General features: G+C 36.0%; 27 protein-coding genes and 2 tRNA genes. 7 read left to right on the top strand and 22 right to left on the bottom strand.

The features are described from left to right. Positions 1-2 precede the first annotated feature (2 nt). From BMX49_RS06740 to BMX49_RS06715, 6 genes are read left to right on the top strand one after another with little or no spacing between them, the layout of a single operon-like run. Entirely contained in the window at positions 3-875 is an 873-nt protein-coding gene (locus tag BMX49_RS06740; RefSeq protein ID WP_034716581.1) for a lysophospholipid acyltransferase family protein, read from the top strand. A gap of 30 nt (positions 876-905) precedes the next feature. Then, positions 906-1,868, top strand: a complete 963-nt coding sequence (locus BMX49_RS06735; protein WP_034716584.1) for a glycosyltransferase family 2 protein — start codon at positions 906-908, stop codon at positions 1,866-1,868. Between the two features lie 50 nt (positions 1,869-1,918). Further along, on the top strand, positions 1,919-2,776 hold the full coding sequence (locus BMX49_RS06730) for an alpha/beta hydrolase (RefSeq protein WP_034716586.1): 858 nt from the start codon (positions 1,919-1,921) through the stop codon (positions 2,774-2,776). A 54-nt stretch (positions 2,777-2,830) separates the two neighbouring features. Next, positions 2,831-4,123: a hemolysin family protein gene (locus tag BMX49_RS06725; RefSeq protein ID WP_034716588.1), complete on the top strand. Its 1,293-nt coding sequence runs from the start codon at positions 2,831-2,833 to the stop codon at positions 4,121-4,123. Between the two features lie 53 nt (positions 4,124-4,176). Beyond that, complete coding sequence (locus BMX49_RS06720) at positions 4,177-4,950, top strand: alpha/beta hydrolase (protein ID WP_034716589.1); 774 nt, start codon at positions 4,177-4,179, stop codon at positions 4,948-4,950. Positions 4,951-4,992: 42 nt separating this feature from the next. Then, positions 4,993-5,550, top strand: a complete 558-nt coding sequence (locus tag BMX49_RS06715) for a 3'-5' exonuclease (protein WP_246005112.1) — start codon at positions 4,993-4,995, stop codon at positions 5,548-5,550. 195 nt (positions 5,551-5,745) lie between these two features. Here the strand turns inward: BMX49_RS06715 and apaG are convergent, their stop codons facing one another. The 5 genes from apaG to BMX49_RS06690 all read right to left on the bottom strand — a co-directional run bounded on the left by apaG (position 5,746) and on the right by BMX49_RS06690 (position 12,783). Beyond that, a complete protein-coding gene (gene apaG, locus BMX49_RS06710; protein WP_034716591.1) occupies positions 5,746-6,132 on the bottom strand; it encodes a Co2+/Mg2+ efflux facilitator ApaG/CorD in 387 nt (128 codons plus the stop codon). Positions 6,133-6,214: 82 nt separating this feature from the next. Further along, positions 6,215-7,444, bottom strand: coding sequence for a 2-oxoglutarate dehydrogenase complex dihydrolipoyllysine-residue succinyltransferase (gene odhB / locus BMX49_RS06705; RefSeq protein WP_034716593.1), 1,230 nt, complete (start codon positions 7,442-7,444; stop codon positions 6,215-6,217). Between the two features lie 40 nt (positions 7,445-7,484). Then, positions 7,485-10,292, bottom strand: a complete 2,808-nt coding sequence (locus BMX49_RS06700) for a 2-oxoglutarate dehydrogenase E1 component (RefSeq protein ID WP_034716595.1) — start codon at positions 10,290-10,292, stop codon at positions 7,485-7,487. A gap of 101 nt (positions 10,293-10,393) precedes the next feature. Next, positions 10,394-11,422, bottom strand: coding sequence for an SRPBCC family protein (locus BMX49_RS06695; RefSeq protein ID WP_260242692.1), 1,029 nt, complete (start codon positions 11,420-11,422; stop codon positions 10,394-10,396). Positions 11,423-11,514: 92 nt separating this feature from the next. Then, positions 11,515-12,783 carry a glucose-1-phosphate adenylyltransferase gene (locus BMX49_RS06690; protein WP_034716599.1) on the bottom strand — a complete coding sequence of 423 codons (1,269 nt, stop codon included), beginning with the start codon at positions 12,781-12,783 and terminating at the stop codon, positions 11,515-11,517. Positions 12,784-12,812: 29 nt separating this feature from the next. Between BMX49_RS06690 and BMX49_RS06685 the strand changes: the two genes are divergently transcribed. Then, positions 12,813-12,998 carry a hypothetical protein gene (locus BMX49_RS06685; RefSeq protein WP_034716601.1) on the top strand — a complete coding sequence of 62 codons (186 nt, stop codon included), beginning with the start codon at positions 12,813-12,815 and terminating at the stop codon, positions 12,996-12,998. 245 nt (positions 12,999-13,243) lie between these two features. Here the strand turns inward: BMX49_RS06685 and BMX49_RS06680 are convergent, their stop codons facing one another. From BMX49_RS06680 to BMX49_RS06600, 17 genes are all read right to left on the bottom strand, one after another. Beyond that, complete coding sequence (locus BMX49_RS06680) at positions 13,244-13,483, bottom strand: GIY-YIG nuclease family protein (RefSeq protein WP_034717428.1); 240 nt, start codon at positions 13,481-13,483, stop codon at positions 13,244-13,246. A 37-nt stretch (positions 13,484-13,520) separates the two neighbouring features. Then, positions 13,521-13,594, bottom strand: a tRNA-Asp gene (locus tag BMX49_RS06675). Positions 13,595-13,659: 65 nt separating this feature from the next. Next, positions 13,660-13,733, bottom strand: a tRNA-Asp gene (locus tag BMX49_RS06670). A gap of 128 nt (positions 13,734-13,861) precedes the next feature. Beyond that, a complete protein-coding gene (gene trxA, locus BMX49_RS06665; RefSeq protein WP_034716603.1) occupies positions 13,862-14,179 on the bottom strand; it encodes a thioredoxin in 318 nt (105 codons plus the stop codon). Between the two features lie 68 nt (positions 14,180-14,247). Continuing rightward, positions 14,248-15,423 (bottom strand): cysteine desulfurase family protein, encoded by a 1,176-nt coding sequence (locus tag BMX49_RS06660; RefSeq protein WP_034716605.1) that lies wholly within the window; start codon positions 15,421-15,423, stop codon positions 14,248-14,250. Positions 15,424-15,462: 39 nt separating this feature from the next. Beyond that, positions 15,463-16,050: an HAD family hydrolase gene (locus BMX49_RS06655; RefSeq protein ID WP_034716606.1), complete on the bottom strand. Its 588-nt coding sequence runs from the start codon at positions 16,048-16,050 to the stop codon at positions 15,463-15,465. 29 nt (positions 16,051-16,079) lie between these two features. Beyond that, positions 16,080-16,805, bottom strand: coding sequence for an SDR family NAD(P)-dependent oxidoreductase (locus BMX49_RS06650; RefSeq protein WP_034716608.1), 726 nt, complete (start codon positions 16,803-16,805; stop codon positions 16,080-16,082). A 57-nt stretch (positions 16,806-16,862) separates the two neighbouring features. Beyond that, the gene (locus BMX49_RS06645; protein ID WP_034716609.1) at positions 16,863-18,176 is read right to left on the bottom strand and encodes an FAD-binding oxidoreductase; all 1,314 of its coding nucleotides are present in this window, start codon (positions 18,174-18,176) and stop codon (positions 16,863-16,865) included. Then, positions 18,173-19,060, bottom strand: coding sequence for a decaprenyl-phosphate phosphoribosyltransferase (locus BMX49_RS06640; protein ID WP_034716610.1), 888 nt, complete (start codon positions 19,058-19,060; stop codon positions 18,173-18,175). The genes BMX49_RS06645 and BMX49_RS06640 overlap by 4 nt, the downstream gene beginning before the upstream one ends. Positions 19,061-19,148: 88 nt before the next feature. Beyond that, positions 19,149-19,844: a YiaD family glycine zipper/OmpA-like lipoprotein gene (locus BMX49_RS06635; protein ID WP_034716611.1), complete on the bottom strand. Its 696-nt coding sequence runs from the start codon at positions 19,842-19,844 to the stop codon at positions 19,149-19,151. A 27-nt stretch (positions 19,845-19,871) separates the two neighbouring features. Beyond that, positions 19,872-20,351 (bottom strand): lipocalin family protein, encoded by a 480-nt coding sequence (locus tag BMX49_RS06630; RefSeq protein ID WP_034716614.1) that lies wholly within the window; start codon positions 20,349-20,351, stop codon positions 19,872-19,874. A 98-nt stretch (positions 20,352-20,449) separates the two neighbouring features. Continuing rightward, positions 20,450-22,180, bottom strand: coding sequence for a S8 family serine peptidase (locus BMX49_RS06625; RefSeq protein ID WP_034716616.1), 1,731 nt, complete (start codon positions 22,178-22,180; stop codon positions 20,450-20,452). 8 nt (positions 22,181-22,188) lie between these two features. After that, on the bottom strand, positions 22,189-22,800 hold the full coding sequence (locus BMX49_RS06620) for a WbqC family protein (RefSeq protein ID WP_034716618.1): 612 nt from the start codon (positions 22,798-22,800) through the stop codon (positions 22,189-22,191). A 182-nt stretch (positions 22,801-22,982) separates the two neighbouring features. Beyond that, positions 22,983-24,632 (bottom strand): signal peptidase I, encoded by a 1,650-nt coding sequence (gene lepB / locus BMX49_RS06615; RefSeq protein ID WP_034716620.1) that lies wholly within the window; start codon positions 24,630-24,632, stop codon positions 22,983-22,985. Positions 24,633-24,717: 85 nt separating this feature from the next. Beyond that, positions 24,718-25,425 carry a 4-hydroxy-tetrahydrodipicolinate reductase gene (gene dapB, locus BMX49_RS06610; protein ID WP_034716622.1) on the bottom strand — a complete coding sequence of 236 codons (708 nt, stop codon included), beginning with the start codon at positions 25,423-25,425 and terminating at the stop codon, positions 24,718-24,720. A 4-nt stretch (positions 25,426-25,429) separates the two neighbouring features. After that, complete coding sequence (locus tag BMX49_RS06605; RefSeq protein ID WP_034716624.1) at positions 25,430-26,059, bottom strand: DUF5683 domain-containing protein; 630 nt, start codon at positions 26,057-26,059, stop codon at positions 25,430-25,432. Then, positions 26,059-26,946 (bottom strand): ParB/RepB/Spo0J family partition protein, encoded by an 888-nt coding sequence (locus BMX49_RS06600; RefSeq protein WP_034716626.1) that lies wholly within the window; start codon positions 26,944-26,946, stop codon positions 26,059-26,061. Before BMX49_RS06600 ends, BMX49_RS06605 begins: the two co-directional genes overlap by 1 nt. Positions 26,947-26,978: the final 32 nt, after the last annotated feature.

Raw genomic sequence — 26,978 nt, 5'->3', positions numbered from 1 at the left:
TTATGAATTTTATATTTAAATTTTTACTACTTTTTTCAAAACTTCCATTGGGAATTTTGTACGTATTTTCAGATTTCATCTTTTTTGTAATCTACCATCTTGTTGGCTACAGACGAAAAGTGGTTTTTACAAATCTTCAAAATTCATTTCCGACAAAATCAGCCGCAGAACTTAAAAAAATTGAGAAGAAATTTTATCGAAATTTTTGTGATTACATTGTAGAAACCTTTAAATCATTTACGATTTCATCCAATGAATTGCGTGTTAGAGTACAACATATTAATCAAGACGTCTACCATGAAGCCAACGCTGAAAAGAAAAATATTATTCTTTTAGCAGGTCATGTTTTCAACTGGGAATGGTTTAATGCCTTGGCGACTGTCGTTCCGCAAGTAAACAGTTATCCCGTTTATCGAAAAGTTCAGAGTGGTTTTTGGGAACAAAAAATCAGAGAATTAAGAACTCATTTTGGAAACCAGCCGTTAGAAGCCAAAGAAGTTGTCCGTCATATATTTAGAAATCCAAATGATGGAAATTCCATTTATTTATTTGTAGCAGATCAAACGCCGCACTCTTCAGAGGTAACATTTGGCCTCAATTTCCTCAACCAAAAAACACCAGTTTTTGTAGGGTACGATAAACTTTCAACGCGAATGGATCTGGCTTTTGTCTATTGTGACATGAAAAAAGTGAAACGCGGATTCTACCAGGTAAATTATTACCGAATAAGACCTGATGGGGAAAAATTTGTAGAACATGAAGTCGTGAAAAAATTTCATCAGCATTTGGAAAACACCATTAACAAACGACCAGACAACTATCTTTGGTCACATAGAAAATGGAAATATCAAAATGCCATTAAAATAATGGGCTAAAAACGCTCCCCTATTTTTTATAATTGAACCTTGAATTTAGCAATCGTCATATTAAACTGGAATGGTAAAAGTTGGTTAGAAAAATTTCTTCCCAACGTGATTCAACATTCCAACGATGCAGCTATTTATGTGATTGACAATTGCTCGACTGACGATTCCGTCTCTTTTTTAAGAAATCATTTCCCCACCGTTCAAATCATTATGAATGAAAAAAATCACGGATTTGCGGGCGGCTATAATGAAGGTTTAAGACACATCGATCAAGAATTTTATTGTCTCTTGAATTCTGATGTAGAAGTTACTGAGAATTGGCTCGCTCCGATTCTATCGTTATTTGAAAACAATAAAAACATTGCCGCAATTCAACCTAAAATTTTGGATTATAATCAACGAAATCATTTTGAATTTGCAGGCGCTGCCGGTGGTTTTCTTGATAATCTCGGTTATCCTTATTGTAGAGGAAGAGTTTTCGAACATATTGAAAAAGACCAAGGGCAATATGATGATGAAGTCGAGATTATGTGGGCGTCTGGATGTTGCTTTTTTATTCGAGCTGAAGATTTTTGGAATCAGAATGGCTTTGATGCCAGATTTTTTGCCCATCAAGAAGAAATCGATTTATGCTGGCGTTTAAAAAATGCCGGCAAAAAGATTTACTACACCTCTAAATCTACGGTCTATCACGTCGGTGGCGGAACATTAAATAAACAAAGTCCACAAAAAACATTCTTAAATATTCGAAATAATTTTTCGATGATTCTAAAAAATATGCCGTTGATAACTTTAGTGTGGCTCCTTCCCTTTCGTTTGATATTAGACGGTTTTGCTGGCATTTACTTTGGGTACAAAAATGGAATGCCCCATTTCTGGGCCGTTTTGCGAGCGCATTTTTCATTTTACGCACAGATTCCAAAAACCCTTCAGCTTCGTCAGAAAAACCAAATCAAAAATTTCTATCAGGCAAAATGGTTGGTTTTTAAAAACTTCCTTTAATTAAATGTTGATTTCCTTATTCCTGACTTAAATTTATATAAATTTAGGCTATGAAGATCGATCTCTATTTAATCGCCGCAATCATCGTCATCGTAATTTTGGTGATTGGGATCTTAATCTATTTCTTTCAACACAGATTCTTTTTTCAACCTGAAAAACTTCCGGCCGATTTTAAATTCGCTTATGATCATTTAAAAGCCGAAGAAAAATTTGTCGAAACTGAAAAAGGAGCGAATATCAGTTATCTTCATTTTCAAGTTGATGATCCGAAAGGCGTGGTTATATATTTAAAAGGGAATACGAAAAGCATTAAAGGTTGGGGAAAATTTGCGATCGATTTTACGCGACTGGGCTATGAAGTGGTGATGATGGACTATCGAGGTTTTGGAAAAAGCACGGGTAAACGGACAGTTGAAGCTATGAAAAGAGATTCCCAATTCATCTACAATATTGTGAAAGAAGAATTTAGCGAGGATCAAATTGTAGTTTACGGACGATCACTCGGCGCGGGATTTGCGGCTAGACTTGCTTCAAAAAATAATCCGCATTTATTAATTTTGACTTCCCCTCTGTATTCCTTGCTGCGGACAATTCATCGCTATATGCCGTTTATGCCAGCAAAACCTTTTCTGCGTTATAACATTCCTACTTTTCAATATTTAAAGAATGTTCGCTGTCCAATCAAGATTATTCATGGCAGCGAGGACCGTTTAGTGCCCATTAAAACTGCTATTGATCTATCTGAGATTAATCCAGAACGCACCATATTATATGTTATTTTGAAAGCTGGCCATATCGACATTCATCAGTTTGAACATTACCATCGCGTGATGGAAGAAATTTTTGAAGACCGAAAGATTCTCATCGATGCTGAAACAACAAGTTTGGGCTATTCGCATCGCAAGTAAAAATTAAAATGATAACCTCAAAAAAATTATCTTTGTGATAATTAAAAATTTTTGATGGAATTAATAATCATTATTTTACTCGTTCTACTCAATGGAGTTTTTGCAATGTCGGAAATGTCACTTGTTTCTTCCCGGAAATTTAAATTAGAAAACGCAGCCAGAAAAGGCAGTAGTTCAGCCAAGAAAGCGGTTGAACTTTCAGAAAACCCAACCAAGTTTTTATCTACCGTCCAAATCGGAATTACGTTAATCGGGATTTTGCTGGGAGTTTATTCTGGTGAAAATCTGACGACTGATTTCAAAAATTTCCTGGATCAATTTGCGATTATTTCACCTTATTCGAAAACTTTATCAACGATTGGGATCGTTATTTTCATCACTTATCTTTCTATTTTACTCGGTGAACTTTTGCCGAAAAGAATTGCAATGACTTTTCCGGAGCGGATTATTACGTTGCTCGCAAAACCAATGGATATTTTATCTAAAGTGACCTCGCCGTTCGTTCTTCTTTTAACTACCTCCAATAATTTATTGCTAAAACTTTTGGGAATAAAAAATACCTCAGACAGTATTATTACCGAAGAAGAAATAAAATCTATCGTTAGAGAAAGCGCTTTGGAAGGAGAAATCGACCAAATTGAACATAGCATTGTAGAAAGAGTCTTTGAATTGGGCGATCGAAAAGTGAATACGCTTCTAACGCACAGAACCGCCATTACCTATTTTAACATTAATGATAGTTTAGAAAATATTTTAGAGAAAATAAGAAACGAAAAACATAATGCGTATCCAGTTACAACGGGAAATAATTTAGATGACATTTTAGGAATTGTCCTGTTGAAAGATATGTTTCCTATTGAAAATCTTTCTACTTTTAATTTAAAAAAACACTTAAGACAACCTGTTTTTCTTAATGAAAATTATTTTGCGTACAAAGTATTAGAAATTTTTAAAAAAGAAAAAAATCACTACGGAATTGTCATCGATGAATATGGGAACACTGTTGGAATCGTAACGATGCATGATGTGTTAGACGCATTGGTAGGGAATACGGCGACCAATGATAATTTCGACTATCGGATTATCCAACGAAATGAAAATTCCTGGCTGGCTGACGCGCAGTTTCCAATCGTAGAGTTTATTAAATATTTTCAATTAGATTATGAATTTGAAAATAAAGATAACTATACCACGTTAGTTGGCTTTTTTCTAAATGCTCACAACGGTTCCACCGAAGTTGGAGACAAAATCCAAATAGAAGATCTAGAGTTAGAAATTATCGACAAAGACAGGCAGCGCGTTGATAAGATATTGATTTCTAGAATAGAATCCTTTTCACAAAGTTAAATGAGTAACTTTATAAATAACGGCAGAAAAAACAGTGTTGTTAAATTTTTTATATGTCAGAAATTCTAAAATATCTACAAGAAAAAGTAGTTTTTTTACCAGTAGTTTTACCTGAAAATCATGCTTTTGACTTTGAAAACAATTTCGTAGAGTATTTGTGGGAAACCCCATTTGAGGGGAAAATTAATGTGCTTCATTTTAAAATAAAAAAACCAAAAGGGGTAATCTTGTATTTTCATGGGAATGCAGACAACCTTCATCGATGGGGAAAGATCGCTAATGAATATACTCAATTTGGTTATGATGTTTTGGTGATGGATTATCGTGGCTATGGTAAAAGTTCGGGGCCACGAAATGAAGATTTCCTTTACTCCGACGCCCAATTTTTCTACGATTTTGCCAGAGAACAGTATGGCGAAGAAAAAACAATTGTTTACGGAAGAAGTTTGGGCGGCGCTTTTGCCATTAAAGTGGCCGCTGAAAATAAGCCAAAGGCTGTGATTTTAGAAGCCACCTTTTATAACTTGCAAGATATTGTGAATCGTTGGTTGCCGAAGAAAGTAACCGATCGCGTTGCGCCAACTATGACGTATCATTTTTTATCTAATGAAAATATTTCCAAAGTTGAAGTTCCGCTCTATCATTTTCATGGAACAAAGGATAAAATAATTCCGTTGAAATCAGGTAAAAAATTATTTGACGTCTTTGAACAATCACAATCGTCCATCGAAAAAAGATTTATTGAAATAGCTGGTGCAAGTCATGATGATTTAATTAATTATGCTGAATTTGTAGAGGAAATAAAAAAAATATTAAAAGACGAATGATTCAATTTAAAAACATACTCTTAATTTTAAATATCAAATCACATGATTGATTTCTGTGCCATCGACTTTGAAACGGCTACTTCAGATCGAAATTCTGCTTGTGAAATGGGAATTTGCGTGGTGGAAAACGGTGAAATTGTGAGTACGAAAACTTGGCTCATTAAACCTCCGAGCTTCCCTTATTTTAATCATTTTAATATTGCAGTTCATGGCATTACCCCAGAAGATGTTCAGGACGCACCAACCTTTGATGAGATTTGGCACGAAGCACAAGATTTGATGTACGGAAATTTAATGATCGCCCACAATGCAGGGTTTGATGCGGGAGTTTTGCGAAGTTGTCTGGATTATTACGGTTTCTTTAAACCAAAACTCAATTATTTATGCAGCATTTCGATTGCAAAAAAATCGTGGAAAGGATTGCCTAAATATGGTTTAAAGAGTTTGGCAGAACAGCACAACATTCAGTTCACTCATCACAGAGCTGGCGCTGATGCGGAAGTTTGTGCCAAAATTTCTTTACTCGGGTTCAATCAATTGATGCTCACCAGAACTGATGAAGTTCATGAAGTGATGAAGAAGAATTTGAAAATATTGTAAATTATTCTTGATTTAAATTCTGAACCTGACTTGCAACCCGAATTGACTCACAATTCAATGTTATTTTCATTTGAATCGTCGAACAACTTCGTTGTTTGAGTGGAGCTCATTTTTTTGAGCTGGCCAAAAGCCTTGGCAAAAAATAGCGGGAATGGAAGGCGGATTAAGTTGCCATAAAAATATTCTTAAAATTCTTTAATTGCTCAGGACCTCCGCAACTAAATTGAATTTGGGAACTTCTATTTCTAAGGTTTCATTAATGAGAAGGTTCTGACAATAGAATGTTCCAGCCATATTCCCAACTCCAGAACGGAGCAAAACATTTGAAAAATAGGTGAAAGTTTCACCAGGTTCTATAGTCGGAGTTAAACCAATGACGCCATCGCCAGAAACCTCCGTGAAGCCAAAGCCTAAATCGAATATCAACCATTTTCTACTCATCAGTTTAATCGAATCTTGACTTAGATTTTCGACACTGATATTATACCGAAACACAAAACGATTCTCCGCCGGAAAACTATTTTTAATATCATATTGCGGCACAACTGAAACCTTAATATCGAAAGTAGTGGATGAAAACATGGATGAAATTTTGAAGGCATCAATGCAAAAATCCCGCCTTTGTAGGCGGGATCTATATATTGGCTGAAATTTTTATTTTTAATTAAAGTTCCAATCCTTTTCTTTCATCACCTCCAAGTAGAAACTCAACAGGATTGTCGATTGCTTCTTTTACTGCAACCAGAAATCCTACAGATTCTTTACCGTCGATAATTCTATGGTCGTATGAAACCGCCACATACATCATAGGACGAATTACAACTTGTCCATCAATAGCCATAGGTCTTTGAAGAATGTTATGCATTCCTAAAATCGCGGACTGTGGCGGATTGATAATTGGCGTAGACAACATGGATCCGAAAGTACCACCATTGGTTAAGGTGAATGTTCCACCAGTCATTTCGTCAACGGTAATTTTACCATCTCTTACTTTTTCTGCTAAAGATTTAATGTTGCTTTCAATTCCTCTGAAAGACATGTCTTCCGCATTTCTCAACACCGGAACCATCAATCCTTTTGGACCTGAAACAGCAATTGAAATATCGCAGAAATCATAATTAATTTTGAAATCTCCATCGATTGAAGCGTTAACATCTGGATACATTTGAAGTGCTCTGGTAACCGCTTTGGTAAAAAAGGACATAAACCCTAAACCAACACCGTGTTTCTGGATAAATTCTTCTTTATATAATTTTCTGATTCTAAAAATCTCCGACATATCCACTTCATTAAAAGTTGTTAACATTGCCGTTTCATTTTTCACCATGACCAATCTTGCTGCAACTTTTCTTCTTAAGACAGAAAGTTTGGTGGTGCTTGACCCTCTAGAACCAGTTGTGGCAGAAGTTCCGCCCATTGCTGGAACTGAGGCAACATCAGCGTCTTGTTTGGTAATACGACCATCTTTGCCAGATCCAGAAACTGCAGAAGTTTCAATCCCTTTTTCGTCTAGAATTTTCTTAGCCGCTGGCGAAGGTGTTCCTGTTGCATAGGTTGCTGCAGGTTTTGCTTCGGCTTTTGGAGCTTCCACTTTTGCAGGTTCGGCGGCTTTTACTTGCGCTTTTGCTGCAGGAGCTGAACCTTCAGGTTTTGAAGCTGAGGTGTCGATCAAGCAAACTACTTGTCCAACTTGTACCACTTCACCTTCTTCTGCTTTAAGTGTAATGATTCCGCTGTCTTCAGCAGGCAATTCAAGCGTTGCTTTATCAGAATCTACTTCTGCGATGGGTTGATCTTTCTCTACAAAATCGCCGTCTTTTACTAACCACGTCGCAATTTCAACTTCTGTGATGGATTCTCCCGGTGAAGGGACTTTCATTTCTAATATTGACATCGGATCTATTTTTTATTTTTTGTATTACAATTATTATTTTCTATGCAGTAACTGGTCTTTTTGCCGGAGCATCATTTCGATCAAATACTCTATTGATAACGCTGTTCTGATTATTCTCAAACATTTTATGGCTTCCTGGTGCTGGTGATCCACTTGGCACAGCAGCAATAACCTGAATTCCAGTATCTCTAAAGTTTCTCAAGATATAACCCCAAGCTCCCATATTTTCTGGCTCTTCTTGAACCCAAAGCAAATGTTTTCTGTTGCTATATTTCGCAAAAACCTCATCAATTTTATCTTGTTGAAGCGGATACAATTGTTCCATTCTAACCAAAGCGATATTGTCGCAATTCAGTTCTTCTTTTTTAGCCAAAAGTTCATAGTATATTTTACCAGAACACAGCACTAATTTATCAATTTTTTCTGCATTTGCAATTACATCATCAATGATTGGTTGGAATTGTCCGGTTGCCAAATCTTCGATTGTTGAAACTACCTTAGGATGACGCAATAATGATTTCGGCGTCATTACGATTAATGGTTTTCTGAAATTCCATTTCATTTGTCTTCTTAATAAATGAAAGTAATTTGCAGGAGTTGTCGCATTGGCAACCACCATATTTTCATTGGCACAAAGGCCTAAGAATCTTTCTAATCTGGCTGAAGAGTGTTCAGCTCCTTGTCCTTCATATCCGTGAGGAAGTAGCATAACCAATCCCACTTGAATTTTCCATTTTTCTTCAGCAGCAACCAAATATTGGTCGATGATGATTTGAGCACCATTAACAAAATCACCAAACTGTGCTTCCCAAATGGTTAAAGTATTCGGTGAAGCCATGGCGTAACCATAATCGAAACCTAGCACGCCATATTCTGAAAGGTGCGAATTGTAGATATCGAAACGACTGTCTGACACATGTCTTAGTGGAATATATTCTTCCTCGGTGTCTTCAGTTTTTACTAAAGCGTGACGGTGAGAGAAGGTTCCTCTTTCGACATCTTCTCCCGAAATTCGGATGTTATTTCCCTCTGTAAGTAAAGTTGCATAAGCTAACCACTCCCCGATCGCCCAATCAATTGTATTTCCTTCAATAGCTTTAATTCTATTTTCGAAAAGACGGGTAACCTTCGTTATAAACTTTTTATCAGCAGGTAAAGTTGACATTTTGATTGCCAAATCTTTTAATGCAGTGGCTTCAAATGAAGTGTCAACCGCTTTCAGGACAGCTCCTTTTGGCGACATTGGTAAATTCTTCCAATAGCTGGCCATAAAAAGATCCATGGTGTTCTTTTCTATTTCTTTAGACGCATCATAATCAGCATCTAAAAGTTTTCTGAAAGATACTTCCATCTCCTTTAAAACTTCATCAGAAAGAACTCCTTCTTTCATCAACTGCTCTTTATAAATCTCTCTTGGATTCGAATGCTTTGAAATTCTTTTATATAAATTCGGTTGTGTAAATCGAGGTTCATCACCTTCGTTGTGTCCGTATTTTCTATATCCCAATAAATCGATATATACGTCTTTTCCAAATTCTGCCCTGAAATCTGCGGCAAACCGAATGGCATGTACAACCGCTTCCACATCATCTGAATTCACGTGCATAACAGGAGACGAAGTTACTTTTGCAACATCGGTACAATAGATAGAAGAGCGAGCATCTAAGAAATTAGTGGTGAATGAAACTTGATTATTAACCACAATATGAACGGTCCCGCCAGTTCTATAGCCTTCCAAAGTCATCATTTGAGCAACTTCATATACTATTCCTTGTCCCGCAATTGCGCCATCACCATGAATGATGATTGGTAAAACTTTTTTAAAGTCTTTGTAAGTATCGTCAACTTTTGCACGACAGATACCTTCTACCAAAGCAGCGACGGTTTCTAAATGCGAAGGATTTGGCGTTAAATTGATCGAAACCTCTTCCCCATTTTGTGTTTTTATAACCTTAGAAGAACCTAAGTGGTATTTAACATCACCTGAGAATACATCTTCTTCAAATTCTTTTCCTTCAAATTCTGAGAAAATCTGTTTGTAAGATTTGCCGAAAATATTGGTTAAAACATTTAATCTTCCTCTGTGCGCCATTCCCAATACCACCTCATCAACTCCTAATTGTGATGATCTGGTAATTAATTGATCCAAGGCAGGAATTAGTGATTCACCTCCTTCTAATGAGAATCTTTTCTGTCCTACAAATTTAGTATGAAGATAGTTTTCAAATGCAACAGCTTGGTTCAGTTTTTCTAAAATCTCGATTTTCTCATCAGCATTTAACTGCGGATGATTTTCATTAACCTGCAACCATTCTCTGATGAATTTACGTTCAGCAATATTATTGATGTGCATATATTCCACGCCGATTGATTTGCAATAAATCTTATCGAGATGGGCAATAAGTTCCTGTAAAGTAACCGCAGAAACTAGTCCAGTAGTTGTGGCAGAATTAAACTTTCTAGAGAGGTCTGCTTTGGTTAGACCAAAATTTTCGATATCTAAAGTAGGTTCAAAATGTCTATTTTCTCTTACCGGATTGGTGTTCGTAAATAGATGCCCACGATGCCTGTAGGCTTCGATTAAATTGAGAACTTGAAACTCTTTTTGAATATCTTCCGGAATTTGCCCATTGGCAGAAGCTTGAGAAGCTAGAGCTGCCGGTTTAGAAACGCTCGTAGAATTAGAGTTATCCCCAAAATCATCACCATAACCTTCTAAAGCGAAATCAAATCCTTGAAAAAATGCTTTCCAGGATGGCTCTACTGAATCAGGGAATTTTAAGTATTGTTGATATAAGTCTTCTATTAACTGCGAATGAGCAGCGTTTAGGAATGAAAATTTGTCCATTATTTACAAATTATCTGTTTATTTTTATTTACAGAACAAATTTAACAAAAATAAGTGGAGTAATAAAGCCAAAAAAGGGTTAAAAAGCGCTTGGTTGCAATTTATTTGTAAACGGGTAATGATAACTTCATAACGGTATTACTCTCTGTGAATGGTTCTTCTAAAAAGGTCTGTTGTAAATCGCCCATTCGCATCGTATCCCGTTTTGCCTTTGCTAGAAGTTGCTGAATAGCCTGCACCCTACCCGCGTAATTTCCTTTGTAAAAAATTACATATTGTTTAGAAGGATTTAATGTTCTGAAACTGAAATTATTGTCCGTAATTTTTTCCTGTTTAGAAAGTGGAATTCCGTAAAAATAGGAAACCTCTTTATCCTTGAAGTTATCAGCATCAGTAATTAAAATAGGCTCACCATATTCGTCATTCTTTTTGTGTAAATCCATTTTTACAAAGTTCGCTACCTTGTTATGGTTAATAACAATGTTTCTGAAAAGGGCATCCTTAATGTTTTTAGTACTGACATTTATTCCCAAGAGCAATTGTTGATCCTGTTGCTCTACGATGAGTGAATCGAATTTAAGATTTTCACGTTGAATCTCTTTATCTACTTTCTTCCCTAACAGTTGATAAAGATTTTTCATACTTTTATCGATGTTATTCACCCAATAATCTTCCGAAATTAAGTTGAGAGATCTCTTGAGTAGCGACTGTTTTGGAGTATGGATATACCAAATTATTTTGGTTTTATCATTTTTAGGAATAAATTTAAGATCAATATTGTAGGGCGTATTTTTTTTACCTTCAAACAATTGAAGTTTCAAAGTCTTTTCAGGATTTTCATATCTAATAAAAACGTCTCCAAAAACATCATCATCTTTTTCATCAACATAAGACATCGCACTCCCTAATCCTTCATAAGGCGTAAAATACTGAACCGACAAATTTTTGTTGTCAGCAAAAAATGCGTTCCAGCTTGTGAAATTCTGCAGATTGTTGAATTGTGGAAATACTTTATCGATGGGATAGTTAATTTCTTTCTCGATGGTAAAATTTTTATTTTCTTCCACAAAAAACATAGATAAAGCATAAGCTCCTACCAAAAAAACTAGTATAATAACTCCAAATTTCATCCAACGCATGCGGCAAAAATACGGAAAAAGCTGAGCAAAAAAAACACGATAATATAATATTACCGTGTTGAATTATTTGACTCAAGTATTTTTTAAGAAATCTGAGTTCCAGGCTGAATTATAGCATTCTTCTTTACGATGACAATTCCATCCTTAATCGAGTGGTTTTCAAAATCACCATCTGGTAAATTTTGTCCACCAATGATTTTTACATTATTTCCAATTCTACAGTTTTTATCGAGAATCGCTCTTTCGATATAGCAGTATTTCCCGACCCCTAAATTTGGAATTCCATTATCATCATTAGAGATGATTTCTTTGGTGTCCTGGTAGAAATCGGCGCCCATCATATAAGAATTCATGATGGTACTCCCTCTGTCTACGCGACTTCTGTTCCCGACAATTGAGTTTTCAATTTTATCTGCCATTATTATAGACCCGTCACCAAAAATTGCTTTGCTCACGTAAGAGCCTAGGATTTTGGTAGGCGGCAGCATTCTCGCTCTGGTATAAATTGGATATTTGCTAAACAGGTTGAATTTCGGAAAATCTTGCGTAAGATCTAAATTGGCGTCAAAGAATGACTGTATGGTTCCGATGTCAGTCCAGTATCCATCGTATTGAAAACTTAAAGTTTTGTATTTTCCAATACCATTAGGAATTAGCTCGCCACCGAAATCATCACCAGCATCTTCATCAAACATTTTCTTCAATCCACTTTTATTGAAGACGTAGATTCCCATAGAGGCAAGATATTCTTTACCTTCTGCTTTATTTTTCTCAGATACTTCAGATTTCCAATCATTTAACATGTCACCTGAAGGTTTTTCAGTAAACGAGGTAACATTTCCTTCTTCGTCAGATTTTAAAATTCCAAATCCAGTTGCATCGTGCGCATTTACAGGAATCGTTGCGATGGTAATATCACCTTTGTTGCGACAGTGAAAGTCGATCATCTCACGGAAATCCATTTGATACAATTGATCTCCGGACAGAATCAAAATATATTCGTAATCATATTTATCCAAATGTTTCATCGACTGGCGAACTGCATCTGCCGTACCTTGGTACCACTCATCGCTTTCAATATTTTGCTCAGCAGCTAAAATATCGACAAAACCTTTGCTGAAAATATCGAAGTGGAAAGAATTCTTGATATGGGAATTTAGCGACGCAGAATTAAATTGGGTAAGCACTAAAATTCGGTTGAAGCCTGAATTTAAACAATTCGAAATAGGAATATCAACCAATCGATATTTTCCTGCAATCGGAACAGCAGGTTTTGAGCGCGTATTGGTTAAAGGTGACAATCTCGTTCCTCTTCCGCCGCCAAGAACAATTGAAATAACACTAGGTTTCATATGGTATATTTTGATAGTTTACTAAATAAATGTCGTCTAACAATATTACTTCTTTTCCTACTCAAATCAAAATAATAGATGATGATAAGAACTCTTATTTATATATTTTGTGGGATAAGGTAGGGAAAACAAAAGGTCTTTTGACCTTGATTGAAGAGCAAAAGAATTGCCAAAGAAAAGATGGATTTAGTACTGCAAGAAAATCTAAATATTAATTATGATTTAAGATTTGATAGTTAAAATTAATAATTTGTCTAATAGACTGTAGGCGAGTATTAATTATTTTTTTAAATCGGTAGAAAAACCATTGTAATCAATTTTGGTCGCCAAGTAAAGAATTTACACGTATTGTTTCATCAAAAAAAAATCTCCCAAACTGATTTGAGAGATTGGTCTCGGCCTCCAACGAGATGATTCGAACCCGTCTCGTCAGCTGCTGACGAGATGAAAGGGCGGCATTCTAACCAATTAACTTTCCTATAGATTTTCGATTAAGTTTCTTTAATCTGTTTTCTTCTTGTAATGCTTCTTGTTTTTCTTCAAATTCTTGAACATTAACAATCACCCAGTCTTTTGTTTTGGAAGTAAATTTATGTTGGGAGTTTAAATGATACTCCAACCGTTTTTCTACATCGGTTGAAAAACCTTTGTAGTAAACATCTAGACTTTCGGAATATAGTATGTAAACGTAATATTTCATCAAAAAAAAATCTCCCAAACTGATTTGAGAGATTTTGCGATCCGGACGGGATTCGAACCCGCGACCTCCGCCGTGACAGGGCGGCATTCTAACCAGCTGAACTACCGGATCAATTTTTTAAAAGTATTGATAAACTTTATAGTATTTTTATGGACTACGAATAGTAAATAAAAAAGCGATCCGGACGGGATTCGAACCCGCGACCTCCGCCGTGACAGGGCGGCATTCTAACCAGCTGAACTACCGGATCATTAGTTTTTAAAGAACGTCTTTCTTTTTGGTGAGTGCAAAAGTACAATTTTAATCAGACACTGCAAACAATATGCAAAAAAAATGCTCTCCTAATCAGGAAAGCACTCATTTTCAAGCAAGTTATTTTTATAAATGTGCAGATAGTTTTTCAGCAATCACTTCTTTTGAAGCAACCCCTACAATTTTATCTACCACTTCTCCATTTTTGAAAATCAAAACAGTAGGAATATTTCTGATTCCGTAGTCTACAGAAACTTGTTGGTTGTTGTCTACATCTACTTTTCCTACAATCGCTCTTCCTTCAAAATCTACCGCAACTTCTTCGATGATTGGTCCCAGTGTACGACAAGGTCCACACCATACCGCCCAAAAATCTACCAATACGGGTTTATCTGAATTCAAAACCATTTCCTGAAATGATTGATCTGTAATTTCTAATGCCATTTTATATAATTTTTAAATTAATTTCGAGTTACCAAATTTACAACTTTCTTGCCAATTTTACTCCTTGTCTATCTATGTTCAATATTTGCTTTTTCTATTTGAAAAGATTCTGCTATTTCTGCAACGGCTTCTACCAAGGCATCAATATCTTCTTTTGTGGTAAAGTGGCTGAAAGAAACTCGTAAAGGAGTTGTAAGATCCATCTCCTCTTCCTCTAAAACCATCATCATTACCATAGAAGGCTTAGCGGCCCCCGAGGAACAAGCGCTGCCTTGTGAGATGGCGATTCCTTTCATATCCAGTTTTAATCCAATCATCGGATCTTTAAAAGGAAGCAATACGCTCAAGACCGTGTATAAACTGCTGTCCATTTCGGCACTTCTACCGTTGAATTTTACATCTGTTATTTTTTCAGAAAGTTGGTCAATTGCGTATTGTTTAATCTCTTTAATGTGATTAGCATAAGCGGTCATATTTTTTAAATAAATTTCCAAGGCTTTTCCGAGACCAACAATTCCACAAACATTTTCGGTTCCCGCTCGTAAGCTTCGTTCTTGTGGACCGCCAGTAATTATCCCCTTTAATCCGGAAGCTTTTCTAATGAAGGCAAATCCACTTCCTTTTGGTCCGTGGAATTTATGAGCACTACACGAGGCAAAATCAACGGGAATATCTGAGAAATCCAAATCCATATGCGCCATCGACTGTACCGTATCGGAATGTAATAAGGCATTATGCGCCTTACACATTTGGGCTACTTTCTTGAGATCTATTATGTTTCCGATTTCATTATTGGCATGCATTAAAGTCACCAACGTTTTCTTGTCAGAACTCTTCAATGCATCTTCTAGCTGCTGCAAGCTAATGTCTCCTTTTTTATCAGGACGAAGATATACAACCTCAATACCTTTTCTTTTCTTCATTTCTAAAACCGTTTCTGCCACACATTTGTGTTCGATGGGCGACGTAATAATTCGCTCAACTTCTAAATGATCGACGCAAGATTTTATAATCATGTTATTCGATTCGGTTCCGCACGAAGTGAAAATAATTTCCGCGGGAGTTACTTTCAGGTAATCAGCAACATCTCTTCTAACGTTTTCAATAAGTATTTTTGCTTCCTGGCCAAGACTGTGTGTAGAAGATGGGTTACCATAATTATTTTTCAATACATCGACCATGGCATCAATAACCTCCTCGGAGAGCGGCGTAGTCGCAGCATTATCCAAATAAATTTTATTCATTTTTACTTTTACTTTATTAGATTTTTTCAGAGTTTAAAATTAATGAAAAAATTTAAACTGACCTTCATTTGCCCAATCCAACATTTCCTTATCGCCGGAAGTGTCACCGAACGCGATTGATTTATCATATTTCTTATCTGAAATTGCTTCTTCAATACGTTTCACTTTTTCACCACCATTGCAGTTTTTTCCTAAAAATTCACCTGTGAATAGATCATCTTTAAACTCGCCTTGTGTTGCCAAAAGATTCATTCCAAATTTCTCCGCAAAAGGTTTTACCCAGACATCCAATGAGGCAGACACAATATAACAATCCGTTTGTAAAGGGTCGATATTTTTAATGAAATCTAAGGCATTTTCTCTAAAAATTTCGGGATAATATCGTGTAAAAAACTGTTCTGATTTTTTTTCGATTTTCGATCTTGACTCTCCTTTTAGTATAGAAGATATGAAACTTTTCTTCACTTTCTCAGCATCGATCAATTTCAATTTCAATAAGATAAAGAGTGGCGTATGTTTGATGAACTGCAAATTAAATTTTGTCGAATTGTAAAATTTAAGATACAAAAACATAGTGTCTTTATAGGTTAAGGTTCCATCGAAATCAAAACAGTATAATTTTTTCATTAGGTAATGACTAATTGTTTTTAAATGATTTAAAGTTTTAATTTCTTAAATATAAACTCAGGAATATTTTTGATAATTAGCATAATGATTCTCCAAACGGGTAAAACGTACGCAACGTTTTTCTTCTGTTTATAAGCTTTATAAATTCCGTCAGCAGCTTGTTTCGGACTTGCCGTTAATTTAGGATTTAAAGGTAAACCTTCTGTCATTTTGGTTGCCATAAAGCCGGGTTTTATGGTTAGAACATGAACTTTCTTTTTGAACAGATAGTTTCGCAATCCACTTAAATAAGCAGTTAGAGCGGCTTTTGCACTGCCGTAAATAAAATTACTTTGTCGACCACGGTCGCCTGCCACAGAGGAAAGGACAATCATAGTTCCTGATCTCTGTCTTTCCATTTTGCCGGCGAAGAAATTAAGAACTGGGACCAATTTTGCATAATTGATATCGATAATCTTTTCAGTATTTCTGTTATCGTAAAGGCCTTCTTCAGTTCCGTCACCAAGATATCCCGTGGCACAAAAGAGCAGGTCGGAATTAATTCCATCAAGAGAAGTAAATTCGATCTGTTTTAATAAATCAAGTTCTATAATCTCAGATTGCTGAACAAATTTTACTTCAAGATGTTTCGCAAACTTCTCGGTCGTTTCTTTATTTGAGGTGAACAGAAATATTTTTGAAAACTTTTCACCTTCGTTTAAAGTTTTTTCAACAAACGCTTGGGCGACTTCTGAATTGCTTCCTAATACGATCATATTTTGTACTGTAATTGCGGGATAGAATTTCGAACTTTTTAAAACTTTAAAAAAATATTAGCTATTTTGAATTCGTTTTTGCTGCATTGAAACGAACTTCGAATTCTGAACATTTTTCAAATAGTTGGTCAGCGATGACTTGCTCATTGAATCTTTAGTTAAGTAAATTCTGCCGTCAAATTCTTCAACAATTGCATCTAATTTTTCTACCAATTTTGGCAGTTTAGAATTAACTTTAAAATCCAAAGCCAGCGTGTAACCTTCTATTGGAAAGGAATTGTAAGCTTCTGGATTGGCTTTTCCAAATAATTTTAAAACAGCGAGAAAAGAGCCGTTTCCACTTTGTGCAATGGTTTCAAGTATTTTTCTCATTCCTTCTTTACCTCTTTCTTTTGGAATCACCATTTGATATTGAATAAAACCTCTCTTTCCATAAATACGGTTCCAATCGTTGATTATGTCCAGAGGATAGAAAAACGATTCATAGTGCACAAAATTCTTTACTTCTTTTTTGTTTTGTTTAAAGTAATATAAGAGGTTAAATAATTTAACGGTCAGATTATTCAAAACAAAATTTGGAAAATAAAAGGGAATCGATGGGCTATTATTAAGTTGCACTTTTAAAGGATTGTCTTGCAGTTTTTTTGGCAACTCGTGCTTGAAGGCATGCTCGCCACGCATCATGATACTTCGTCCTAAATTTTTATCTTTTTGAAGACAATCAATCCAGGCAACATTGTACGTCCAAGATTCACTTTCGTCAAACAAGTTAAAAATTTCATCCAAGTTATCAGCTTTGATGCTTTCCTGACGTATATAGCTGCTTTCAATATTTTTTAGTTTGAATTTTGATGAAAGGATAATTCCAGTTAAGCCCATTCCACCAATTGTTGACCAAAATTTAGCTGAATTTTCTGTCCGCGAACAAGTAAGAATCTCCCCTTTTTCGTTCAATAAGGAAAACTCAATAAGGCATTCTGAAAAACAACCATCTGCATGGTGATTTTTCCCATGAACATCAGACGCGATTGCTCCACCAACTGTAATAAATTTAGTTCCTGGAGTGACAAATAAAAAGTATCCTTGCGGAACAATTACCTCTAAAACCTCAGAAAGCAAAACTCCGGATTCACATTCTATCACTCCGTTCAAACGGTCGAAACTGATAAATTTATTAAGCCGTTTTGTCGAAAATATATTTTCAGATAAAGCTGAATCACCGTAACTTCTGCCATTACCGCGAGGTATAATGTCGTGGTGCGTGCGAACATACTCTTTAATTTTAGCAGATGAATCTTCGGACTTCATTTCTTTTTCCACCACCGGAAAATTTCCCCAGCTCGTTACAGACTGTTTATAATTTGGTTTCATTTCTTGAAATAAATTTGTAATAAAAATGCGACCAACCAAAGTACTAAAGTGACTTGAATGTAGTGATCTTTATAAATAATTTTGGTCGGCGATTCGGTTTTATTATAAACCAAAGTCTGTTGCAAATACCGCAAAAAAGCAAAAACAACAAATATTACCGTGTAGAAGACTCTGGGGTGAAATCGCTGCTGAACTTCTGGTGAAAGGGTAAACATCAAATAGCAAACAATCGCTAAAGCGCAACTAATTGAAAGTGCAATGTCTGCGAATTGTACGTTATAGCCATCAAGCGATTTTCGCGTACGACCAGAAATTTGGGCATTTATTAATTCTCCTCTCCTTTTACCAATTGCTAAAACTAAGGCTAAAACAAAGGTGAGCAAAATTGCCCATTGCGAAATTAAAATTCCCGTGGCATAACCTCCTGCTAAAACCCGCAGGACAAAACCGATTGAAATAATCATCACATCTACAATGGCGACGTGTTTTAACTTAAAAGTATAGGCCAAGTTCATCACGAAATAAAATGCAATAATGCTGGTAAATTTCCAAAGATTATCTAATAAAAACTCACTGCTTAGAAACATTAAAACAGAAATCAACGAAAGTAAAATCACTAAAATGATTTGGGCTGTTGATTTCGAAATCGCACCACTTGCCAAGGGACGGTCTTTTTTCTCCGGATGTTTTCTATCGGATTCGATGTCTGAATAATCATTGATAATATAAATACTACTTGCAGTTAACGAGAACAGTACAAACGCAAAAATACTCTTCATCAAAAGATCAAAATGCATAATATTTCCTGAAAAAAACAGCGGTAAAAAAACAAAAAGATTCTTGACCCACTGCTCGATGCGAAGGAGTTTTACATATTTCATCATTTATATTAAATCAAGCCGTAAAATTAGTGAATTTTAAATAGAAAAAATCCGCCGAAGCGGATTTTAAAAATCTTAATATGATAGTTGATTACTGATTGTTAGCAGCTTCGTTAATCATATTTTCATTTGCAGTAATTGCAAATTCAACTCTTCTATTTTGAGCTCTACCATCATCGGTACTATTTGATGCAATTGGATCAGCTTCACCAACGCCCATCGCAATCATTCTGCTCGAAGAAACTCCTTTTGATAATAAATAACTTCTTACCGCACCAGCTCTTCTTTCAGAAAGAGAAAGGTTATAACTGTCAGCACCTTTGCTGTCCGTATGACCGTAGATATTTATATTGGTATCAGGATTATCGATTAAAACGGCAGATAATTTATCTAAGTTCATTTTAGCGCTTTCGGTCAAGTTAGAAGAATCGAATCCGAAATTCACCATATTTTCTTTCATGGTAATTCTGATCCCTTCACCAACTCTTTCTACCTCAGCACCTGGTAAGGTTTCTTTAATTTGTTTGGCTTGTTTATCCATTTTGTTACCGATAACATTTCCGGCAACGCCACCAACTACTCCACCAAGAACTGCTCCCAGTGGTGCATTCTTACCTTTACCTAAGTTATTACCAAGAACACCACCAATAATTGCACCTGCTGCAGTTCCGATTACGGTTCCTTTTTGCTGATTATTTGAATTCTTTACTGCTTCACAACTTGTCATTGTCAGCATTGATGCTGAAATAAATAAAGCTGCTATACCTGTTTTATTAAAAATTTTCATAATATTTTCTTTTAAATATATTTATAATTATTTAATTCCTGTTCTTTCGAAATTGTAAACAACTCTCACATTTTCGTTTCCAGAAGGAACGTTTTGTTCTAAACTGAATTGGTCTGCTGTCTGGCTAATTAAGTTTAAAGAATAACCAACAGTTACCGCTTTAGCTTTCGAACCTTCTAACATTTTTTTGAATTTAAATTCGTTGCTGTTTGTTACTTCAAACTTAATTGGTTGAATAACACTTGGACAACTTCCACCGCCATTTAATGTATAAGAACCAGACCAGTTATTTGGAATTAATCTCCACTGGCTTCCAACGAAACATTGAGCATCTGCACCTTCGTCAAATGGTTTTACTTTGTAATTTTTGTCGTAATTAACGCTGGTAATTTGCCAGTCACCTTTTAACTTCAAAAATTCAGCTCTATCAGTTTGAGCCGTTTTTGCTGTTGAACATGAAACAGTCATGGCTGCTCCAATAATTCCTGCTAATAATAAATTTTTCATAGTAGTTCAATTTAATTATTTAAGAAGTACAAAAAACCGTGCCAAGTAAAAGCATTTATCAAAAAAACCCGATTAATCGGGTTTTTGAATGAATCTTATTATTTTTTATACACTTTCTTCATAATTGGTTTTTTCTTAATTGGAGAAGATTTCATTGGACTCGAATCCGTTTTCACATTAGAAGATCTATAAAAGTTGGTGTAGGCATATTCAGCAGCCTTCCGTAAATCAATTACGCCACCAGCTTCCGACATTAAATCGAATCTATTATCGGTATTTGAGCTAATCATCGCATTGACTGTTGATTTATTTGAAGTTTTGACTAAGGCTTCAATCATTTGAGCTGGCGTTAAATTCGGCATATACGCCAACAATACCGAGGCTGCACCTGCAACTACGGGCGACGCCATCGACGTACCTTGTAGATATTCATACTTTCCATCGGGAACCGTAGAGTAAATTTTATCACCAGGCGCAAATACATTTACCATCTTTTTATTATAGTTAGAGAAACTTGCTCTCAAAAATTCATTGTCGTTCGTAGATGCACCAACAACAATCATATTATTAATGAAAGGTTTGGCATCATCAATAGTTTTATAATTGGTCGGGAAATAAACATTCTCTGCAATATTTTCGTTTTCATTTCCGGCTGCTTTAACGAGAAGAACTCCTTTTGATTCAGCGTATTTGAAAGCATCCCAAACTACATCTTTTCCTGGCGAAACTGGTTTGCCAAAACTCATGTTCAAAATTTTCGCGCCGTTATCCACTGCGTATCGAATAGCGTTGGCAATATCTTTATCTCGTTCGTCACCGTTGGGAACGGCGCGAACGGTCATGATCTTCGCGGTTTTATACCCTACACCATATTGTACTTCATCACCGTGCGGAAGACCAGCTATAATACCAGCAACGTGAGTTCCATGCTGCGCATCTGGACCTTTGTAATGGTTATTTCCGTAATTTTTTTCAGAATAATTATCATAGTTATCGCCAACGATTGAGGCTCTAGGATCAAAATCTAAATTATATTGTTTCAAAGCTTGCGGCTCATAGTAATCTAAAGCTTCCTTCATCTGCGCTTCTAAAAACTTTTTAACTTCAGCCGGACCTTTCCCTGTAATAGAAGGGTCTCTGCTAATTTGACCTAAAACTGAAGCGGCCATTGCCTGCTCCGAAGTTGTCGGCTTAATTGCGGAAACTACTTCTTGGGTTAAGTTTTGACCATTAAGCATTCCGACCATAGTTGGAATCATTTCTTGGATTCTCTTATAAGTTTCGTAGTTCTGTTTTGCTTCGACACTTTTTTTGGTGAAAATTTCTTTCGCCGTCATGTACATGTTGAAATCTTCAGGCATTTTTGCTTGATTGGATTTGTTCTGGGTAGAATTTGGCCCTTCGAAAACAGACTGGTATTTTTTAACGACCCGCGTCACTTCCATATTGTCAACGTCGATGTCTCCATTTTTTCCACCGCTGAAATTCCAGCCGTAAATATCATCGATGTAGCCATTTCCGTCATCGTCTTTTCCGTTGTTGGGAACTTCGTTGACGTTTCGCCACATATTTTTAATCAAGCCTGGATGCTCGACATCTACGCCACTGTCTAAAACTCCGACGATCACAGGTTTAATTTTTAAACCTTTAGACTCTAAATATTTATATGCATTTTGAGTGTTAACACCGTAGGTATTAGAAGATGCAAAATCCTGATGATACCAAGTCATCAAATTTTTGTCTTGCATAGGATCTAAGGGTACTTCTGCTTTTTGGGCAAACGAAGCGAAGCTTGTCATAAAACAAGCTGCAATTAATATTTTATTCATATTGATTTTTATTTTATTTTGATATTCTTAATATAGGTCAAAGCTTCCGGGCCTTTGTTACAAAGAAGATCTATTATAGACAGATCTTTTAAATAACCATATTTATCAGAAAACGACTGATAATATTCCTCCATCCCAAAATCTGTCACTGTTTTTGCAGACAACTGATCTCTGTAATTAAGTTGCGTCGGTTCTTTGAAGAACTCGTTATTCAAAGAATATGCCTTTTCTGTTTTTAATAATTTTTGAATTATTTTTAAAGCATTCAGACTAAAATCAATTAAGGATGTAGTTTTAAAGGTGAAAATACCTTCTAACTGATCTTCATAATATTCAAAATACGGAGAAGTTTGGTAGGCAGTTTTTATAGATTTCCAATGAATGTGCTGCCACTTTTCACGATTAGAAGTTTGAATCTCTTTCAACAATCTCGTTCCATTGTGATTCATAGGAATGATTAATGATAATTTCCCGTTAGCTCCGTAAATGTTTGCACGGTTACGATACGTTTGTTTTGGAAAATTCTCATATTGCTCAAAAATTATTTCAGCATCGTCTTTCAGAAAAACGGCAAACCAGGAAATTGGTGGAAGATAAAATATGGGTAATAGAACTTGCATTATTGTTAACTTACAGATTAGATAAAAGATCGTCGCGCTGAAAGAAGATAGACAATTCAAATATTATTGAACAATTTTTATTTAAATCCTACTTTCTAGCCCAGATTGAAGCGGCATCCTTTTTTGAGGAGGAACGACGAAAAAAAGATAGAGCGGAAAGCTGGATGTAGCTCCTGAAAAAACTAAATTTCTTCTTCTTTCTTTTTGAAGAGTTTCATGATGAAATCCCAACCGAAAAACAAAATTAATATTAAGGCGGCAACCCACCAATACGAAGTTTTGTGCAACTCACCGGTATTGGTTGCTTTGAACATTCTGTCCCAACGGACTTTTTTATCTGCCTGGTAAGTCGAGCCACCATCGGTAAATAGTCCTTGAACGCTCATCCAAGTAAACATGGGCGAACCGACGATATTTTCTTCTGGAACGAAGCCAAAAAACCTGGCATCTAACGACGCATCGCGGTTGTCACCAATCATCATGTAATAGTCTTGCTGAATGGTATATTGCGTGGCTTCTTTGCCGTCGATAAATATTTTGCCGTTTTTATTTTCCAGATGATGATGTTCGTATTCTGAAATAATCCACTGATACTCTGGCAATGTTTCCTGATTTAAATTAACCACATCGCCTTTTTTCGGAATTCTTAACGGGCCATACCAATCTTGATTCCATTTTTTGTTGACTGGAAAAATCGATTGAGTGCTGTCGATATTTTTGGTGTAAGCGTCTCTGGCGGCATTTGCTTTAAATTGAACAGCAGCAACATCTTTGTCCCAGATATGTTCTTTGATTTCGATAATTTGCGGAAGTTCTTTAATTTCTTTGGCTGTTTTGTCCGTCAAACCTTGAAAATCATATTCAAATCCTGTTTGCGTTTGACGCTCCTGTACCGGTAAAAAACCATAAATTTTGTACAATGCTGGAATGTCTAATTGACTTCCGGTGGTAGCAATAAATTTATGCTGCATTTGCTGATCACCTAAAATCTGTTCTGGCTTTCCATTAATGAAAAGTCGCCCGGCTTTCATTTCGAGAACATCTCCCGCAACAGCGACACACCTTTTTACGTAAGGATCTTTTCGATCAATCGCAACATGCACTGAATCTTGCGGATAGTTGAAAACGACGATGTCGTTTTTCTGCGGTTTCTTTAGTTGTAAAAGTCTGGTGTAAGGAAGCTTTATCGCATCTACATAAGATTTCGGATCGTCTTTAGGATTTCCTTTTTCACCCGTATCCATAATCGTTCCTTGCAGGAAAGGAAGCGCGACCGGACGCATTGGCATTCTAAAACCGTAAGTCCACTTGTTTACAAACAGGAAATCTCCTACGAGTAACGTTCTTTCCATAGAACCGGTAGGGATTCCAAAAGGTTGCGTGAAAAAGACGTGAATAATCGTGGCAAACACGACGGCGAAAGTGATTGAACCTGCAAAAGTATCTTTCTCTTTCGCTACTAATTCGTCTTCTGTTAAATAAAGATCGTCTGCTACTTCAACCTCGGTATCTTTAGAATAATTCACCACCGCCATGTAAATGAACGGCAGGAAGATGGTTAGCAAAACTTGAACAAAGGATTTTTTCCCGAAATGCTTCATTAAAAACACATGGAAAGCAGTCATCATAATCGGACCGATAATAGGGATATAGGATAATGCAGCCCACCATTTTGAATGCTGCGTCTCTTTTAAAATAATGAAGTAATTATAAAAAGGAACAAAAGCAAAAAGCGGATTATAACCCATTTTTTTGAAAAGCTTCCACGTAGAAATCCCCATGATTACAGAGAGAATTAAAACGTAAATGAAATAAGTAAGAAAGTAATTCATAATGTAATTCTTATCGCTATTAGTTTAGTTTATTTGAAAAATGTTACAGAACATGAGTAATTAGTAATGTGCAATGAGTAATTGCTTATTGCTTATTAAAAAGGACATCGTTCATAGTGAAGTTTCCAGATTTTCCGATGATCCACTCGGCAGCAATTATGGCGCCTACTGCAAACCCATTTCTGTTGAAAGCGGTGTGTTTAATTTCAATTTCATCGACCTCACTTTTATAGTAGACGCTATGCGTTCCGGGAACCTCATCTTGTCGTATGGCGAAAATTCCTAGTTCTTCATTTAATGTTTCCTCGAGTTTCCAAGCATCGAATCGTTCATTATTTTTAATAATTCCTTCGGCAAGAGAAATTGCTGTTCCACTCGGAGCGTCTTTTTTGTGGGTGTGATGAATTTCTTCGAGTTGAATATTATACTCGGAAAAATCTTTCATCAGATTTGCCAACTTCTCATTTAAAGCGAAAAACAAATTGACCCCTAAAGAAAAATTAGATCCATATAAAAAAGCTGAATTATTTTCAACTGCGATTTCTTCAATTTCAGCTTTACGATCCAACCAGCCTGTGGTTCCGCAAATGACTGGGATTTTATTTTCGAGGCAGACCTTAATATTATTAAAAGCAACTTCAGGATTAGAAAATTCGATGACCACATCAGGATTGTTCAGATTCTCAAGCGTTGGAGTTTCATTTAATCTCGCAACAACTTCATGCCCTTTTTTCGTGGCAATTTGATCAATGATATGACCCATTTTTCCGTAACCAACAAGTGCTATTTTCATAGTATTAAAAATTATAACTCAAACTTAAACCTGCTTTAGAATTGGTCTTTCCGAATTCATCAAAAATCACCGTTGGCTTTAAGGCTAAATCAGGATCTTTTCTCCCTTCGTACAAATGCGCATCTACAACGGCATCTACGATCCCTAGAATATAAACCAAACTTGTAATGGCAATGGCGTAATCGCGCTGTCTTTTGACTCGATCTTGCGTTCGTCCTAAAACTTCTTTGGTAACGCCAGGAATATTTGAGAACTCATGTTCCTGTCCATTTAATTGTGCTACAAAAGCGTCTCGGTAACGGTTGTATTGTTTTTGATTCCAAAGGGTAATCCCAACTCCAGTTCCTATTCCACCCAAAACGATTGGAATCTTCCAATACTTTTTATTATAGTACTGTCCTAATCCTGGTAAAATTGCAGAATACAAACCAGCTTTGGTTGGATTAAATTTCATGGTTTGAACTGGCGCATTTGCTTCCTTAATATCAGCAAACACTTCAATTTCAGAAGGGATTTGTTTCGTAGAAATCGAATCTGTGGGATAATTTTCCACGCGAATGGTATCTTTCGGACTAATCTGTGCGAAAAAGAATGGTGAAAATAAAATGAAAATTAAAACAGTGAATTTTTGCATCAGTTAAAGTGTGACAGAATTTTCTCTAATTCTTCTTCGTTTTTAAAATCCAGAACGATTTTCCCTTTCTTCCCGTTGGCCGCAGTTTTTATTTCTACTTTCAGATCTAAAATATCCGCTAAGTTTTTTTCGGCTTTTTTGAAATGATTAGGCAGCTGAGTTTTCGTTTTGGTAACCTCAGTTTTCGGATTTTTAAGTAGGGTCGCTTCCTGCTCTGCCTGGCGAACACTTAAACTATGTTTTACAATCTTACTGAAAAGTTCGTTCTGCTTTTCTGATTCTTCTACGCTGATAATCGCGCGACCGTGACCAGCAGATATTTGGCCACTTCTAATAGCATTCTGAACATCAGGATTCAAACGTAATAATCGAATTGAGTTCGTAATTGTTGATCTTTCTTTGCCAACTCTTTGGCTCAAATTCTCTTGAGTCATGCCGATTTCCTCGAGTAACCGCTGATAGGTTAAAGCAATTTCGATGGCATCTAAATCTTCTCTTTGAATATTTTCAACTAAAGCCATTTCGAGCAGTTCCTGATCATTAACCAAGCGGATATATGCTGGAACACTTTTCAAACCTGCAATTTTACTAGCGCGAAATCTTCTTTCGCCGGAAATAATTTCAAATCTGTTCCCCTCTTTTCGTAAAGTAATGGGTTGAATAACCCCTAAAGATTTAATGGATTGCGCCAAGTCATTCAGCGCTTTCTCATCGAAATAAGTCCTGGGTTGCGTGGTATTTGGATCAATGTCATCTAAAGAGACTTCCATAATATTGCCAACAAATTTGTCGGCACCTTCATCTGTGGCGGAGTTGACAGACGCTTTGGATTCAGCGCTCAAAATCGCACCTAATCCCCGACCCATCGCTCTTTTCTTATCTTTCATTCTTAAAATATTTTCGAAATTTTAAAAGTTTT

This window comes from Kaistella antarctica, assembly GCF_900109615.1.
GTDB classification, from domain to species: Bacteria; Bacteroidota; Bacteroidia; order Flavobacteriales; family Weeksellaceae; genus Kaistella; species Kaistella antarctica.
This window is presented reverse-complemented; position numbering and strand designations above follow the sequence as displayed.

Bases quoted from the DNA above. Each gene is read 5' to 3' on its own strand.
- BMX49_RS06740 (WP_034716581.1), top strand. From the start codon at position 3: ATGAATTTTATATTTAAATTTTTACTACTTTTTTCAAAACTTCCATTG.
- BMX49_RS06730 (WP_034716586.1), top strand. From the start codon at position 1,919: ATGAAGATCGATCTCTATTTAATCGCCGCAATCATCGTCATCGTAATT.
- BMX49_RS06725 (WP_034716588.1), top strand. From the start codon at position 2,831: ATGGAATTAATAATCATTATTTTACTCGTTCTACTCAATGGAGTTTTT.
- BMX49_RS06720 (WP_034716589.1), top strand. From the start codon at position 4,177: ATGTCAGAAATTCTAAAATATCTACAAGAAAAAGTAGTTTTTTTACCA.
- BMX49_RS06715 (WP_246005112.1), top strand. From the start codon at position 4,993: ATGATTGATTTCTGTGCCATCGACTTTGAAACGGCTACTTCAGATCGA.
- apaG (WP_034716591.1), bottom strand. From the start codon at position 6,132: ATGTTTTCATCCACTACTTTCGATATTAAGGTTTCAGTTGTGCCGCAA.
- odhB (WP_034716593.1), bottom strand. From the start codon at position 7,444: ATGTCAATATTAGAAATGAAAGTCCCTTCACCGGGAGAATCCATCACA.
- BMX49_RS06700 (WP_034716595.1), bottom strand. From the start codon at position 10,292: ATGGACAAATTTTCATTCCTAAACGCTGCTCATTCGCAGTTAATAGAA.
- BMX49_RS06695 (WP_260242692.1), bottom strand. From the start codon at position 11,422: ATGAAATTTGGAGTTATTATACTAGTTTTTTTGGTAGGAGCTTATGCT.
- BMX49_RS06690 (WP_034716599.1), bottom strand. From the start codon at position 12,783: ATGAAACCTAGTGTTATTTCAATTGTTCTTGGCGGCGGAAGAGGAACG.
- BMX49_RS06685 (WP_034716601.1), top strand. From the start codon at position 12,813: ATGTCGTCTAACAATATTACTTCTTTTCCTACTCAAATCAAAATAATA.
- BMX49_RS06680 (WP_034717428.1), bottom strand. From the start codon at position 13,483: ATGAAATATTACGTTTACATACTATATTCCGAAAGTCTAGATGTTTAC.
- trxA (WP_034716603.1), bottom strand. From the start codon at position 14,179: ATGGCATTAGAAATTACAGATCAATCATTTCAGGAAATGGTTTTGAAT.
- BMX49_RS06660 (WP_034716605.1), bottom strand. From the start codon at position 15,423: ATGAATAAAATTTATTTGGATAATGCTGCGACTACGCCGCTCTCCGAG.
- BMX49_RS06655 (WP_034716606.1), bottom strand. From the start codon at position 16,050: ATGAAAAAATTATACTGTTTTGATTTCGATGGAACCTTAACCTATAAA.
- BMX49_RS06650 (WP_034716608.1), bottom strand. From the start codon at position 16,805: ATGATCGTATTAGGAAGCAATTCAGAAGTCGCCCAAGCGTTTGTTGAA.
- BMX49_RS06645 (WP_034716609.1), bottom strand. From the start codon at position 18,176: ATGAAACCAAATTATAAACAGTCTGTAACGAGCTGGGGAAATTTTCCG.
- BMX49_RS06640 (WP_034716610.1), bottom strand. From the start codon at position 19,060: ATGATGAAATATGTAAAACTCCTTCGCATCGAGCAGTGGGTCAAGAAT.
- BMX49_RS06635 (WP_034716611.1), bottom strand. From the start codon at position 19,844: ATGAAAATTTTTAATAAAACAGGTATAGCAGCTTTATTTATTTCAGCA.
- BMX49_RS06630 (WP_034716614.1), bottom strand. From the start codon at position 20,351: ATGAAAAATTTATTATTAGCAGGAATTATTGGAGCAGCCATGACTGTT.
- BMX49_RS06625 (WP_034716616.1), bottom strand. From the start codon at position 22,180: ATGAATAAAATATTAATTGCAGCTTGTTTTATGACAAGCTTCGCTTCG.
- BMX49_RS06620 (WP_034716618.1), bottom strand. From the start codon at position 22,800: ATGCAAGTTCTATTACCCATATTTTATCTTCCACCAATTTCCTGGTTT.
- lepB (WP_034716620.1), bottom strand. From the start codon at position 24,632: ATGAATTACTTTCTTACTTATTTCATTTACGTTTTAATTCTCTCTGTA.
- dapB (WP_034716622.1), bottom strand. From the start codon at position 25,425: ATGAAAATAGCACTTGTTGGTTACGGAAAAATGGGTCATATCATTGAT.
- BMX49_RS06605 (WP_034716624.1), bottom strand. From the start codon at position 26,059: ATGCAAAAATTCACTGTTTTAATTTTCATTTTATTTTCACCATTCTTT.
- BMX49_RS06600 (WP_034716626.1), bottom strand. From the start codon at position 26,946: ATGAAAGATAAGAAAAGAGCGATGGGTCGGGGATTAGGTGCGATTTTG.